Genomic DNA, 13,849 nt, shown 5'->3' with positions numbered 1-13,849 from the left:
CTGGCGTACCCCCTTCGTGGGCCGGCGTCGCGGCGGGCCCGAGGCCCGGACCGCGACGCCGGAGCGACGATCAGCTACCGAAGAAGACCTCGGCCTCGGCGTACCGCTCCAGCGGCACGGTCTTCAACTCGGCGGTGGCGTCGGCGAGCGGGACGCGGACGATGTTCGTGCTCTGCATCGCGACCATCTTGCCCCAGTCGCCCTCGTGGGCGGCGTCGATGGCCTGCAGGCCCAGCCGGGTGGCGAGCACCCGGTCGAACGCGGTGGGGGTGCCGCCGCGCTGGATGTGGCCGAGCACGACGGTGCGGGCCTCCTTGCCGGTCTTGGCTTCCAGCTGCTCGGCCAGCCACTGGCCGATGCCACCGAGCCGCACGTGCCCGAACGCGTCCAGCTCCTGGTTCTGCAGGACCATCTGGCCCTCCAGCGGCTGGGCGCCCTCGGCGACCACGACGATCGGGGCGTACTGGTGCTGGAAGCGCTTCTCGACGTAGCCGGCGACCTGCTCGACGTCGAAGTTCCGCTCGGGGAGCAGGATCACGTTGGCGCCGCCGGCCAGGCCGGCGTGCAGGGCGATCCAGCCGGCGTGCCGGCCCATCACCTCGACCACCAGGGTGCGGTGGTGGCTCTCGGCGGTGGTGTGCAGGCGGTCGATCGCCTCCATGGCGATGTTGACGGCGGTGTCGAACCCGAACGTGTAGTCGGTCGCGCCGAGGTCATTGTCGATGGTCTTCGGCACGCCGATGACGTTGACGCCCAGCTCGTGGAGCTTGGTGGCGACGCCGAGGGTGTCCTCACCGCCGATGGCGATGAGCGCGTCGACGCCCTGCGCGGCCAGGTTGTCCTTGATCCGCTCGACGCCGTTCTCGATCTTGAAGGGGTTGGTCCGGGAGGAGCCGAGGATCGTGCCGCCACGGGGCAGGATGCCGCGGACCTCCGCGATGCCGAGCGGACGGGACAGCCCCTCCAGTGGGCCCTTCCAACCGTCCTGGAAACCCACGAACTCGTGGCCGTAGCTGGCGACGCCCTTACGGACCACCGCCCGGATGACCGCGTTGAGACCCGGGCAGTCGCCGCCGCCGGTGAGCACGCCGATACGCATGATCTGCTCATCCTCCTGGGGAGCATCTGGTCAAGCCCGATCAAGCCCCAGGATATGTGTCAGCGCGGACCTCGGCACCGTTGCCGGCCCGGGGCGGGCCGTCCCTACGAACTGTAGTCGCCGCCCGGTACGCCGCACACCGCGCCCCACTACCGGTCAGTAGCCGTCCTCCCGGCGATCGGCCGGCGACCCACCGGTCGGCGCGGCACCCACCGGGCCGATCAGCTCGACCTGCTCACCGCTGGCGTCCCAGCACCGTGCGGCCGTGGGGTGCACGCCGACCAGCGTGAGACCGGCGGTGGCCGGACCGTCCGGGAACCAGGGGGCCAGTCCGGGGTGCCACAGTCGTTCGGCGCGGGCCTGGTCGTGGTCGTCCCGGGCACTGCCGGTGATCGAGGCCCAGACCTGCGCCCGCGGGTCGTACAGGCCCAGCTCGACCTCCGGGTTCACCCGCACCTGGCGGACGGTCGCCGAGCCGGCGTACGCGAAGAACCACAACTGCCCGTCGAACTCCGCCCGTTGCAGGACCATCGGCCGGCCCACCAGCCGCCCGTCGAGGGAGATCGTGGTCATGATGCCGATCCGCGCGGCCCGGATCAGCTCGGTGATCCGGGCCCGGGCCTGCCCGCCGCCGATCACCCCGCCGCTCACGTCGGTACTCCCCTGCGCCTGCCCACGCCGGCAACTCCCTCGCCTCGGCCCCTTCGGCGAACCCGGTGCCCGGGACGGCCCGGGTCAAACCACCGAATGACCGGATCTCACGAACCGGTCATCGCCCGCCACCGGGCCAGGTTGTGCCGGGCGTCGACCAGCGCGTCGTGTCGGGCCGCCGCGGCGTTCGGCAGCGGAGGCCGCCCCCGGTCGTCCCACAACTGCCGCAACTCCTTGGTGTACCGGGGGATCTCCCGGGGCAGCGCCGGCATCGCGCCCCACAACTGCGCCAACGCCACGTGGTCGTACGCCGCGTACCAGGCCCACAGTTCCACCTCCTCGCCGGGCCGGTCCCGGATCGGCTCGACCAGGAACTCGTACAGGTCGTCGCGGATGCGTTCGCGGGACCGCCACGCCCGGTCGGCCGGGGAGGGCAGCTTGTCCAGGACGTTGCGACGAACCCAGGGCACCGCGCGGGACGCGTCGAACTCGGTGGAGACCGCGTAGAACTCGCGGCCGTGCTCGTCGACGACGCCGATCGAGACAAGCTCGACGGTCCGGCCGTCCTCGATGAACTCGCAGTCGTAGAAGTAGCGGTAGGCCATCGGGACCATCCTCGCCGACGGTCACCGCGGCCCGTCCATCGGGTCGGCGACACCGGGAGCGCTTCCATCGCCCGCACCGAGGTCATGCCCCAGCTCGAACCGGTCACGGAAGTGATTTGAGGGGTGTACAGCACGCGACCGGACCGTCATGATCTGATGTGTTACCGCTGCCGGACGCCGAACGGGTGTCGGATCACCTCGTCAGGGCCTTCAGGCTCACCCGGTGAGCGAGTTGGGGTCCTTGACCGGGGAGGGGTGGGGCCGTGGAGATGCGCCTGCCGGAGCCGGGCGACGCGCTCACCGGCGTTGACATGTTCGCCGGGCTCGAGCCGGAGGTGCGCCAGCGGGTGGTCGCCGCGGCGGTACCCCGCACCTACCGCAAGGGGCAGCTGCTGTTCGTGGAGAACGACCCGGGCGAGTCGCTGATCATCCTGCGGCGGGGCGCGGTGGCCGTGTTCCGGACCGCGCCCACCGGCGAGCGGGCGATCCTGACCGTGATGCGACCGCCGGACGTGCTGGGCGAGGTCTCCCTGCTGGACGCCTCGACCCGCTCGACCTCGGCCGAGGCGATCGAGGACACCGCCGCGCTGGCGCTGTCCCGGCCGGCCTTCATGGAGCTGGTGCACTCGAACGCGCGCATCCTCGACGCGGTGATGCGGTCCCTCGGTGCGTTGATCCGCCGGTTGACCGAGCAGAACGCCGACCACGTCTTCCTCGATCTGCCCGGCCGGGTGGCCAAGACGCTGGTCCGGCTCGCCGGCGAGAGCCAGGCCCCGATGATCACCATCGAGCTGAACCAGAGCCAGCTCGCCGAGATGGCCGGCGGGTCCCGGCAGAGCGTCAACCAGGCGATCGGTTCGTTCGCCAGCCGGGGTTGGCTGCGCACCGAGGGCCGGCGGATCGTGGTCACCGACGTGCCCGCGCTGCGCCGCCGCGCCGGCATGAACGAGCGCTGAGCGGCGGCCCGGCACCGAGCGCGGCGAAGACCGAGGCGGAGCCGGGACGATCGTCCCGGCCCCGCCCGCACTCGTTGTGGTCAGGGCTTGGTGCTGCCCGGCCCGACCCATTCGGTGTCACCCGGTCCGACCCAGTCCGTACCGTCCTTGCCACCGCCGGGCACCTCGCCGACGATCCCCTGCGCCTGGAGCTGCGCGAGGGTGGCGGCGTCCACGTCCACCGAGTCTCCGGCGGAGTGGGCGACCCCGTTCCCGTCGGTCCAGTCACTCATCAGCATCACGTACACCATGGAGCTGTCCCCCTGATCAGCGGTCAACGAATCGGCTGCCTGAATCTAGCCGTTCCGAAGCGTGGTGAGCTGCCCGGCTGAGTGTCCACAAGCCAACAGCCCGGTACCCGACACTGCCTCCGGCGGCGATACTCGATGCTGCGCCCCGGGGCGTCGGGGGCCTGCCACTGGAGGGTGTCATCGCCGCGCAGTGTGACCGCTGTGGACGTACCGCCGCCGAGGGCGACCGCTTCTGCGGTGGCTGCGGCGCGGAACTCGGTGCCGTCTGCCCGCACTGCCTGCGCCCGCTCGCGCCGGACGTGGCCTTCTGCACCTCCTGCGGCGCACCCCGAGCCGGCACCGACCTACCGGGCGCCCTGAACCAGGAGGATCGCCGCCGGGTCAGCGTGCTCTTCGTCGATCTGATCGACTTCACCCCGTACGTCGAGCGGGCCGACCCGGAGCTGGTCCGGGGCATGCAGACCGGCTTCTTCTCCGCCGCCCGCCGGGTGGTCGGCCAGTACGGCGGAGTGGTGGAGAAGTACATCGGCGACGCGGTGATGGCGCTGTTCGGTGCGCCGGTGGCCACCGAGACCGACGCGTTGCGGTGTGTGCGGGCCGGGTTGGAGTTGCAGCGGGTGCTGACCCGCTTCACCCCGACCGGCACCGACGGGTTGCGCTTCCGGGTCGGGGTGGCGACCGGTGAGGCGCTCGTCGACGTGGCCGCCGCCCGCGACGGTGGCCAGGCGATCGTCGCCGGCGACGTGGTCAACACCGCCTCCCGGCTGCAGTCGGCGGCACCGTCGGGCGGGGTGCTCGTCGACGGCGCCACGCACGCGCTGACCCGGGACACCATCCGGTACGACGAGCAACCCCCGGTCATCCTGCGCGGCCGGTCGGCACCGACCGAGGTGTGGCTGGCCCGGTCCGCGGTACGTCAGCAGCCCACCGATCGGGAACCGGACACCACCCCCCTGATCGACCGGGAGCACGAGCTGGGCATGCTGGTCAACGCCCTGCACCGCAGCCTGCGCGACCGCCGACCCCAGGTGGTGACCGTCTTCGGTCGAGCCGGCATCGGCAAGAGCCGGCTGGTCCGCGAGTTGCACCGGCACACCGGTCGGCTGGTGGACGAGCCGCTGACCTGGCGCATCGGCAGGTGTCCACCGTTCGGCGAGAACGTCACGTTCGCCGCGCTCGCCGACATCGTCAAGGCCGAGGCGGGCATCCTCGACACCGATCCGGCGGCCAGCGCCGCGCAACGACTCACCGCCGCCGTCGGCGAGCTGGTCGGCGTCGCCGAGCGGGGCCGGGTCACCGACGCGCTGCGTCCGCTGGTCGGGCTGGCCGGTAACCCGCTGCCGGCCGAGGAGGCGGAATCGGCGTGGCGGCGGTTCCTGCTGGCCCTGGCGGCCCGTCGCCCCACCGTGCTGGTCTTCGAGGATCTGCACTGGGCCGACGACCCGATGCTGCGCTTCGTGGAGTTGCTCGGCGCGGCGGCCCGGGACGTGCCGCTGCTGCTGCTGTGCACCGCCCGCCCGGAACTTGTCGACCGGGATCCGAGCTGGGCGGGGACCATCACCGGTTCGGTCACCATCGCCCTGCCACCGTTGCGGGACACCGGCATCGCCGCGCTGTACGCGCACATGTTCGGCCAGGCCGCGTTCTCCGCCGACCTGCTGACCCCGCTGGTCGAGGTGGCCGGCGGCAATCCGCTCTACGCCCACGAGTACGTCCGGATGCTGATCGAGCAGGGGGCGCTGCGGCAGTCCGGCCGTGGCTGGTCGCTGGAGAAGCACCTGGACCTGCCGATGCCGGAGAGTGTGCACGCGGTCATCGCCAACCGGGTCGACCTGCTCGACGCCAAGGACCGGGCGGTGCTGCTGGCCGCCGCGGTGGTCGGGGTGCAGTTCTGGCCGGGCGCGGTGGCCGCCGCCGTCGGTCAGCCGGTCGAGTCCGTCGAGCGTGCCCTGCGTCGGCTGGAGCAGCGGGACTTCGTCCACGAGCAGACCACCTCCACGATGGCCGGCCAGCCGGAGTACCGCTTCCGACACGTCCTGGTCCGGGACGTGTGCTACCAGCGGCTGCCCCGGACCGAGCGGGTGGCCCGGCACGATCGCACCGCCGACTGGTTGGACACCCTGTCGCAGAGTCGGGACACCGACCTGGCCGAGGTGCTGGCGCACCACCGCTGGGCGGCGCACGAGATCGCCCGCTCGCTCGGCATGGAGACCAACCGCTACGCCGCGCCGGCCCGGGCCGCGCTGCACCGGGCGGCACGCCGGGCGTACGCGCTGCACGGGCTGGACGCCGCCGCCGGCCACGCGGCCCGGGCGCTCGGCCTGGCCGACGACTCCGATCCGGTGGGCCGGCTGCAGCTGGAGCTGTTGAGCACCGAGATCGCGTTCCACCGCGACGGCAACGCCTTCCTCTCCGGCGGTGGACCGGAGCAGGTGCAGGCGCTCGCCGAGCGGCTGCTCGCGTACGGCGACGAGGCGTGCGCGGCGCGGGCCTGGACGCTGCTCGGCCAGGCGGCGTGGCTGCGCGCCGACCGCCCGGCGGCACTGGCCTGCCTGGACCGGGCGGTACGCCTGTTCGACCCGCTGCCGGACAGCGCGCAGAAGGCCGACGCCTTCGCCGAGCTGGGGCGGCTGCACATGCTCAACTACGAACGTGATCCGGCGGTGGCGGCGGCCGACACGGCCGCGGCGATCGGCGAACGGCTCGGGCTGACCGAGATCCGCACCAACGCCCGGATCACCGCGGCCACCGCCCGGTACCAGGCCGGCGACCGGGCCGGGCTCGACGAGCTGTACGCGATCGTGGAGTCCAGCCGGACCGGTCTGCTGCTCGCGTTGCCCCGGGCCACCCAGAACCTCGCCTACGCCGTCTGCGAGGAGGGCGACTGGGTACGCTCCGACGCGTTGCTGGCCGCCGCCCCGGCCCGCACCGCCAGCGGGCAGACCCTGACCACCAGCTACTCGAGCGAGGCGACGCGGGCCTGGTTCGAGGGGGACTTCGATCGGCTGCTCACCGCCGCCGACGCCTGCATGAACACCCCGACCGGCGGCTGGGACATGCAGGTACGCGGCCTGCGGTCGTGCCTGCTGGTGCTGCGCGGCCAGCCGGTGCCGCCGGGCCCGCCCGCCGACGGGTCGCCGGACGGGGTGCCGCCGCGCGACGACGTGGCCGCCGCGCTGGACACCGCGCGGCGCAGTGGCTTCCACCGGCTGCACTGGACGATGCTCGCGATGGGCGCGTTGTGCCGGGCGGTACAGGGTCGCCTCGACGAGGCCGCCGCGCTCGTCGACGAGCTGGCCGGGTCGTGGACGGCGGTGCCGGCGCTGGCCAGTGGCGAATGGATCGCGGCGGCCGGCTGGGCGGCCAGCCTGGCTGGACGCAAGCCCGCCGCCCGGGTACGCGCCATGCTCGACCGGGTCGGCCACCGTACGCCCTGGTCGGAGGCGGCGCTGCGGACCGTGACCGGGGCGCTGGCCGGGTTCGACGACAACCACCGGCACGCCGCCGAGCTGCACCTCGCCGCCGCCGAGATCTACGCCGGGATTCCCGACGTCACCGACCGGATGCTGGCGCTGACCTTCGCGGTACGCGAACTGGCGGCCGCCGGCGACCACGCGACGGCCGGCGCGCCCCTGACCGAGTTGCGCGCCTTCGCACACCGCAACGCCGCTCCGGGCCTGCTCGCCCTGGCCCATCCACCCACCGGCACCGCCCGGACCCTCGCCTCCTGACCGGCGCGCGGGCCGCGCCGGCCACCCGCCGGGTGGCTCAGGCCGCGACCGGGGTGGCCGGCGCGGTCGTCGGGGTGGGCTGGGCCTTGAGCTGCTGGGCGTAGACGTCGACGTACTCCCGGCCGGAGAGCTCCATCAACTCGTACATGATCTCGTCGGTGACCGCCCGCTCGACGAACCGGTCACCGGCCAGCCCGGCGTAACGGGAGAAGTCCAGCGGCGGTCCGAAACGGATCCGGACCCGGGCCAGGTTTGGGATGAGCTGGCCCGGCGGCTGGATCTCGTCCAGGTTGAGCATCGCCACCGGCACCACCGGCGCACCGCTCTCCAGCGCCAGCCGGGCCACCCCGGTCTTGCCCCGGTAGAGCCGACCGTCGGGCGAGCGGGTGCCCTCCGGGTAGATGCCGGCGATGCCACCGGAGCGCAGCACCGTCAGCTGGGTGTCCAGCGCGGCGCGGGCGGCCCGGCCACCGGAGCGGTCCACCGGGATGGTGCCGGTGCCGGTGAAGAACATCTTGGTCAGCCAGCCCTTGACTCCCTTGCCGGTGAAGTACTCCGCCTTGGCCACGAAGGTGACCTTCCGGGGCACGATCAGCGGCGTGAAGATCGAGTCCGAGAAGGAGAGATGGTTGCTGGCCAGGATGACCGGACCGGTCGCCGGTACGTGGTGCAGACCCTCCACCCGCGGCCGGAAGATGAGCCGCAGCAGCGGGCCGAGCAGCACGTACTTCAGCAGCCAGTAGAGCACCGGCGTCCTTTCGGCAGGTGGTGGTCACCGCGGACCGCGCCGGACCGGGTGATCGTGGCACGAGCCTACGAACCGCCGGCCGGCCGCGGCAACGGACGCTCGGTTCGAAACCGCCCGTCACGTTCGGTGTCGGACCGACGTCCTGGCCGGCGTCCGGCCGTACGCCGCGCCACAAGGCACTCCCCGAACCCACCCTCGACGTGTCACGATTCAGGGCACGGGGCGTGCGGGGGCGCGCCGAGGGGCCGCGGGGCGCGCCGGTGGCGCGATGAGGAGGATGGTCGGTGTCAGCGGGTGGGGCCCGCCGGGGACGGCGGGACAACGGTCTCGACGCGAGCGAGTACGCCATCGCCGGTGATGTCGATCCGCGCGTCGGCGAGCACCTGCTCGACGTGCTGGCCGCCGGCGGGATCGCCGCCTACCTGCAACCGTCGGCCGACCTGAACCCGGTCACCCGCACCACCACCGTGCCGTCCCGGCCGGTGGACCGGCTCTACGTGGATCGCTCGCACCTGAGCACCGCCCGGGACTACCTGAGCCAGCTCGCCGACGAGACCGGCGACGCCCGCGTCGGCGGCGAGCCGGACATCGACGCCGAGTGGGAACGCATCGTCGCCGGCTTCCACACCCCGCCGGACACCGGTGACCACCCGTGGCCGGCCGCCGAGAACGTGGACGACCCCGCCGGGCGGGGTGGCACGGCCACCGCCACCCGGCCGGGCACCGAGGAGCCCGGCCCGACCGCCACCGACGTACGCCGGCTGCCGTACGCCGCCGACATCTCCGGAGTCTCGGTCGGGCGTGGGCCCCGCGACGGTGAGGGCCCGTCGCTGCTGGACGGCCTGGACACCCTCGGCGCCGAACTGCCCGACGACCCGGACGACGACGAGCGGTACGTGCCGCCGCCGCCACCTCCGCTACCCCGCGTGTCGAAGTTCGCGCTGGCCGGCATCCTCGCCGTGCTGCTCGGCTTCGTGCTGTTCCTCTTCCCCGATCTGCTCCCCGCCGACCAGGGCATCGTCACCCTGCTCGGCTTCACCGGCATTCTCGCCGGCTTCGTCACGCTGGTGTGGCGGCTGCGGCCCGGTGACGCCGACGACCGTGACCCGGACGACGGCGCCGTCGTCTGAGCCGGCGCGCAGGGTAGCGGTCCGGATACCGGGACGGCGGCCGCCCGTGCCGAGGCGCGTAACAGTGGTGTAACTTACTGTCAGTAGGAATACCGCAGTACGTCACGTCACCCGCCGACTGCCCGGTTGTTCCTCCCTCGTGGCGGTCACTCCCCTGCTGATCGGAATGCCCGAGATGCGACAGAGTTCCCTCGTGGTGGTGGCCAACCGCCTACCCATCGACGACAGCGTGGCACCCGACGGTGCCTGCGAGTGGCGGCGCAGCCCCGGTGGGCTGGTCAGCGCGCTGCACCCGCTGCTACGCCACACCCCCGCGACCTGGGTCGGCTGGGCCGGCGGGACCGGTCCCGCGCCCGACCTGCCCGACATCGACGGGGTACGGATGCACTCCGTGCCGCTCAGCGGCGACGACCTGCGCGACCACTACGAGGGCTTCGCCAACGCGACCCTCTGGCCGATCTACCACGACGCGGTCGAGCAGCCGCAACACCACCGGCGCTGGTGGGACGCCTACCTTCGGGTCAACCAGCGGTTCGCCGAGGCCACCGCGCAGGTCGCCGAGCCCGGCGCGGTGGTCTGGGTGCAGGACTACCACCTGCAACTGGTGCCGGGGCTGCTCCGCACGCTGCGACCCGACCTGCGCATCGGCTTCTTCCTGCACGTGCCCTTCCCGCCGCCGGAGCTGTTCATGCAGCTGCCCCGCCGGGCCGAGCTGCTGCGCGGGATGCTCGGCGCCGACCTGGTCGGCTTCCAGCGCGCCCAGGCGGCGCACAACTTCGCCCAGCTGGTGACGAAGGTGCTGGGGTTGCCGGCCACCGACCGACGGATCGGGATCGACGACCGGGTGGTGCGCATCGGCGCGTTCCCGGTGTCGATCGACACCGTCGAGATGGCCGCGCTGGCCGACCGCCCGGACGTGGCCGACCGGGCTCGCCGACTGCGCCACGACCTGGGCAGCCCCGAGCAGGTGATCCTCAGCGTCGACCGGATGGACTACACCAAGGGCATCGAGCAGCGACTCAAGGCGTACAGCGAGCTGCTGGCCGGCGGGCACGTCAAGGTCCGCGACACGGTGCTGGTGCAGGTGGCGGTGCCCAGCCGGGAGCGGGTCAGCCAGTACCAGATCCTGCGGGACCGGGTGGAGCGGGAGGTCGGGCGGATCAACGGGGAGTTCGGCCGGGTCGGTGAGCCCGCCATCCACTACCTCACCCAGCCGTTCGACCGCGCCGAGCTGGCCGCGCTCTACCGGGTCGCCGACGTGATGGCGGTGACCCCGCTGCGCGACGGCATGAACCTGGTCGCCAAGGAGTACGTCGCCGCCCGGGTCGACGACACCGGCGCGCTGCTGCTCAGCGAGTTCGCCGGGGCCGCCGCCGAGCTGCCGCAGGCGTACCTGGTCAATCCGCACGACCTGGAGGGGCTCAAGCAGGGCCTGCTCGCGGCGGTGCGGGCCGACCCCGCCGACGTACGGGAACGGATGCGGTCCATGCGCGCGTACCTGCACGAACACGACATCCGGGCCTGGGCCCGCTCCTATCTGTCCACGCTGGATCAGAGTGGTTCGATGCTCGCCCACCTCGGCGGCTGATACCGGCCGTCGGGTCACGCCCGCGACGAGCTCAGCCGAGGTCGTCGCGGCCCGGTTCCTTGATCAGCCAGTCGAGGATCGCGTCGATGGGCTCCCGCCACCGGGCGTCGAGCATCAGGTCGTGCCCCATTCCGGGAAAGAGCAGCGGAGCCGAACCGTACCGCCGCGCGGCACGGGTCAGCGCCGCGGCCGGCACCACCCGGTCGTCCGGGCTACCCAGTACCAGCACCGGCGGATCGCCCACCGCCGGCTCCGGATCGGCGCCGGTCAACAGCTGCCACTGGGCCCGCCGGGCCGCCCGCCCCAGCCGCGCGGCGTGCCGCCGAGCGTCGGCCTCGGGCAGTTCTGCGCTGAACAGCTGCCTGCGGTTGAGCCGCAGCCCGGCGCCGAAGACCGCCGGCAGGGTGCCGAACGGGTTGCGGCGCAACGCGGTACCGAGCGTCGCCCAACCGCCGAAGACCGGCGCCACCAGCACCGCCGCCTTCGCCGGGTAGCGGGCCATGGCGTGCGCGACCACCAGGGCCCCGGCGCCGTGCCCCACCAGCACCGCCCGTCGCGGCAGGCCGGCCGCCACCTGGACCACGTCGTGGGCGTACGCCCGCAGGGTCGCCTCCGGTGCCGGGGCGCTGCCGCCGTGCCCGCGCAGGCTCATCGCGTGAGCGCTGAAGCCGCGGGCGGCGACATGTCCGAGCCAGTTCTCCGCGTACGCCCAGGCACCATGGCCGAAGCCCGGCACGAACAGCAGCGGTGGTCGTCCCTCCTCCAACTCCGGGACGGCGCTGAGCACCTCACGCCGGACCGGGCGCACCGGCCGCGCCCACTCCCAGCCGCGCATCACCCGCTCGGTCACTTGCTCTCCAGCTCGCGTAGGGCGCGCTCCAGCGCGCGCAGGTAGTCGGCGTGCCCGACCTCGAACCAGTGCCGGGTCGAATCCTTCACCTGTCCCGAGTAGCGTTCGCCCGCCCCGGCACGTACCCGGGCCGCGAAGGCGGCGGCCCGCTCCGGACGGCTGGCGCGCAACCGCAGCAACCGGGCGAAGAGCACGGCCTGCCAGTGGGCCAGGGTGAAGATGCCCGAGTCGGGCTGGAGCAGCCCGGTCACCGCGAGCGTGGGATGGTCCGGTACGAGGGCGTTGAGCCACAGCCGGGGTCGGCCCACCCCCTCGTCGTCGCCGAGCAGCTTGCCGTCGAGGAACTCGAAGCGGGGCAGGTAGCCGGTGGCGAAGACGACAAGTTCCGGGTCGATCTGCCGGCCGTCGGCAAGCTCCACCGAGTGCGGGTGGAAGCGCGCGATGTCCGGTACCGGGGTGATCGCGCCGTGGCCCACGTGGTACACGAGCAGGCTGTTGGCGATCGGGTGCGTCTCGTACACCCGGTGGTCCGGCTTCGGCAGGCCGAAGCGGGTCAGGTCGCCGACGGTCAGTCGCAGCGTCCGGTGGTAGAGCCACTGCCGGACCCGCAGCGGCACCCGCAGCGCCAGCAGCAGGTCGTTGACCTGGTCGGCAGGGCGACCGAAGACGTACTTCGGGGCGTACCAGTAGCCGCGACGGGTGGAGTGCCAACACCGTGACGCCTGCTGGGCGGCCTCCACGGCGATGTCGCAGCCGGTGTTGCCGGCCCCCACCACCAGCACCCGCTTGCCCCGCAACTGCGCCGAGTCCTTGTACGACGAGGCGTGCATGACCTCGCCACGGAACTGCTCCAACCCCTCGTAGCGGGGCAGCTTCGGCGACCAGTTGTGCCCGTTGGCGATCACCACGGCGCCGTACCGGGAGGTGCGCTCGGGACCGTAGCCGCCGGTGCTGCGGGTGGTGACGTCCCACCGGTCGTCGCCGACCGGCTCGACCCGCACCACCTCGGTGCCGAACCAGATGTGCCGGCGCAGGTCGAAGTGGTCGGCGTAGCGCTCGAAGTAGGACAGCAACTGACCGTGGTGCGGGTAGTCCGGCCAGTGGTCGGGCATCGGGAAGTCGGGGAACTGGGTGAACGGCCGCGACGAGATCAGGTGGGTGCTGGCGTACACCGGGCTGCGGTCGTGCCGCCAGTTCCAGGCGCCGCCGACGCCGGTCTCACGTTCGTAGCAGTCGACCCCGAAACCGTGTTCGGCGAGGTTCTTCACGGCGGTCAGGCCGCTGGCACCGGCACCGATGACGCAGACGGTGTCGCCCCGGTCGGAGACCGGACGGCCGTCGGGGCCGCGGGCGAGCGTGGTCGTCTCCGGATCTGGCCGGCCGGGCTCGGTGGAGGTGGGCACCGGGGGTCTCCTTCGTCTCGGCACGAGTGCCGGGTCGCGCGAAATCCTCCCCACAACGGAGCGGGATGTCCAGCCCGGCGAACGGCCGATGTCAGGCGGTGGCGGGCAGCAGCAGGTCGACCAGGACCGGGAAGTGGTCGCTGGCCCGCCGGGTCAGCGGGGTGTCCACCACGTCGTAGTCGACCACGGTGATCCGCGCGTCGACGAACAGCGCGTCGATGCGCCGGCGCGGATCCGCGCACGAGTAGGTGAGCCGGTCGGCCCGGTCGGCCGCCACCGCCGCGTCGGTCAACCCGTCGGCGACGGCGCGCCACGCCGGCCCGCCCGGCTCCTCGTTGAGATCGGCGGCGGCGATCACCGGATGAGGTGCGGCGACCAGGTCCCGCTTGAACAACTCGGCCTGGCCGGGACGCTCCGCCGGGTCGGTGGACAGGTGCGACCCGGCCACCGTGAACCGGGCCGAGGTGCCCACCCGACAGTCGGCGTACGCGGCGCCGCGCAGGTGCCGGCCGGGGGTGAGCGGGAAGCGCCGGCAGCGGGTGTCGGTCACGCGTACCCGGAGGCTGGTCAACAGCAGGTTGCCCAGCGACGGCAACCCGCCGGCGGCGACCACCAGACCGAACGACTCGGCCAGCGCGGCCGACTTCTCCCGCCACCGGAACCGGCGCGGTCCCTCCTGGACGATGACCACGTCCGGCGCCGCCCCGCGCACCACCGCGGCCAGCGCGGCGGTGTCGTCGCGCTGGCCGTGGACGTTGTACGACAGCACGCGCAGCGGCACCCCGTGCTCGGTCACCG

The 13,849-nt window shown here is 73.0% G+C and carries 12 protein-coding genes; 4 read left to right on the top strand and 8 right to left on the bottom strand.

The features are described from left to right. Positions 1-70 precede the first annotated feature (70 nt). The 3 genes from O3597_RS05360 to O3597_RS05350 form a co-directional block, all read right to left on the bottom strand. Positions 71-1,099 carry a 6-phosphofructokinase gene (locus O3597_RS05360; protein ID WP_093401195.1) on the bottom strand — a complete coding sequence of 343 codons (1,029 nt, stop codon included), beginning with the start codon at positions 1,097-1,099 and terminating at the stop codon, positions 71-73. 156 nt (positions 1,100-1,255) lie between these two features. Next, complete coding sequence (locus O3597_RS05355) at positions 1,256-1,750, bottom strand: pyridoxamine 5'-phosphate oxidase family protein (RefSeq protein ID WP_164449222.1); 495 nt, start codon at positions 1,748-1,750, stop codon at positions 1,256-1,258. A 107-nt stretch (positions 1,751-1,857) separates the two neighbouring features. Continuing rightward, positions 1,858-2,355 carry a polyadenylate-specific 3'-exoribonuclease AS gene (locus O3597_RS05350; protein ID WP_164449223.1) on the bottom strand — a complete coding sequence of 166 codons (498 nt, stop codon included), beginning with the start codon at positions 2,353-2,355 and terminating at the stop codon, positions 1,858-1,860. Between the two features lie 263 nt (positions 2,356-2,618). On the opposite strand from O3597_RS05350, the gene O3597_RS05345 reads away from it, so the two are divergent. Then, positions 2,619-3,311, top strand: coding sequence for a Crp/Fnr family transcriptional regulator (locus O3597_RS05345; protein WP_164449224.1), 693 nt, complete (start codon positions 2,619-2,621; stop codon positions 3,309-3,311). An 80-nt stretch (positions 3,312-3,391) separates the two neighbouring features. Here O3597_RS05345 and O3597_RS05340 read toward each other — a convergent pair whose 3' ends face one another. Then, complete coding sequence (locus O3597_RS05340) at positions 3,392-3,601, bottom strand: hypothetical protein (RefSeq protein WP_164449225.1); 210 nt, start codon at positions 3,599-3,601, stop codon at positions 3,392-3,394. Between the two features lie 113 nt (positions 3,602-3,714). Between O3597_RS05340 and O3597_RS05335 the strand changes: the two genes are divergently transcribed. Further along, entirely contained in the window at positions 3,715-7,332 is a 3,618-nt protein-coding gene (locus tag O3597_RS05335) for an adenylate/guanylate cyclase domain-containing protein (protein ID WP_348650356.1), read from the top strand. Positions 7,333-7,369: 37 nt separating this feature from the next. On the opposite strand, the gene O3597_RS05330 is transcribed toward O3597_RS05335, so the two are convergent. Beyond that, positions 7,370-8,080 carry a lysophospholipid acyltransferase family protein gene (locus O3597_RS05330; RefSeq protein WP_164449226.1) on the bottom strand — a complete coding sequence of 237 codons (711 nt, stop codon included), beginning with the start codon at positions 8,078-8,080 and terminating at the stop codon, positions 7,370-7,372. Positions 8,081-8,364: 284 nt separating this feature from the next. Here O3597_RS05330 and O3597_RS05325 point away from each other — a divergent pair, with 284 nt between their 5' ends. Both O3597_RS05325 and O3597_RS05320 read left to right on the top strand, forming a co-directional pair. Further along, the gene (locus O3597_RS05325; protein ID WP_164449227.1) at positions 8,365-9,210 is read left to right on the top strand and encodes a DUF308 domain-containing protein; all 846 of its coding nucleotides are present in this window, start codon (positions 8,365-8,367) and stop codon (positions 9,208-9,210) included. Between the two features lie 175 nt (positions 9,211-9,385). Beyond that, complete coding sequence (locus tag O3597_RS05320) at positions 9,386-10,798, top strand: trehalose-6-phosphate synthase (protein ID WP_164449228.1); 1,413 nt, start codon at positions 9,386-9,388, stop codon at positions 10,796-10,798. A 31-nt stretch (positions 10,799-10,829) separates the two neighbouring features. Here O3597_RS05320 and O3597_RS05315 read toward each other — a convergent pair whose 3' ends face one another. The 3 genes from O3597_RS05315 to O3597_RS05305 form a co-directional block, all read right to left on the bottom strand. Then, on the bottom strand, positions 10,830-11,648 hold the full coding sequence (locus O3597_RS05315; RefSeq protein WP_281603404.1) for an alpha/beta fold hydrolase: 819 nt from the start codon (positions 11,646-11,648) through the stop codon (positions 10,830-10,832). Next, on the bottom strand, positions 11,645-13,051 hold the full coding sequence (locus O3597_RS05310) for an NAD(P)-binding domain-containing protein (protein ID WP_164449229.1): 1,407 nt from the start codon (positions 13,049-13,051) through the stop codon (positions 11,645-11,647). Before O3597_RS05310 ends, O3597_RS05315 begins: the two co-directional genes overlap by 4 nt. A gap of 91 nt (positions 13,052-13,142) precedes the next feature. Next, a complete protein-coding gene (locus O3597_RS05305; RefSeq protein WP_164449355.1) occupies positions 13,143-13,847 on the bottom strand; it encodes an endonuclease/exonuclease/phosphatase family protein in 705 nt (234 codons plus the stop codon). Positions 13,848-13,849 lie beyond the last annotated feature (2 nt).

It is taken from the genome of Verrucosispora sp. WMMA2044 (genome assembly GCF_027497155.1).
GTDB classification, from domain to species: domain Bacteria; phylum Actinomycetota; class Actinomycetes; order Mycobacteriales; family Micromonosporaceae; genus Micromonospora; species Micromonospora palythoicola.
Note: the sequence above shows the minus strand (reverse complement) of the source record. Positions and strands in the feature narration are given on the sequence as shown.

Coding starts and splice junctions, on each gene's coding strand:
- O3597_RS05340 (WP_164449225.1), bottom strand. CDS start 3,601: ATGGTGTACGTGATGCTGATGAGTGACTGGACCGACGGGAACGGGGTC.
- O3597_RS05350 (WP_164449223.1), bottom strand. CDS start 2,355: ATGGCCTACCGCTACTTCTACGACTGCGAGTTCATCGAGGACGGCCGG.
- O3597_RS05320 (WP_164449228.1), top strand. CDS start 9,386: ATGCGACAGAGTTCCCTCGTGGTGGTGGCCAACCGCCTACCCATCGAC.
- O3597_RS05360 (WP_093401195.1), bottom strand. CDS start 1,099: ATGCGTATCGGCGTGCTCACCGGCGGCGGCGACTGCCCGGGTCTCAAC.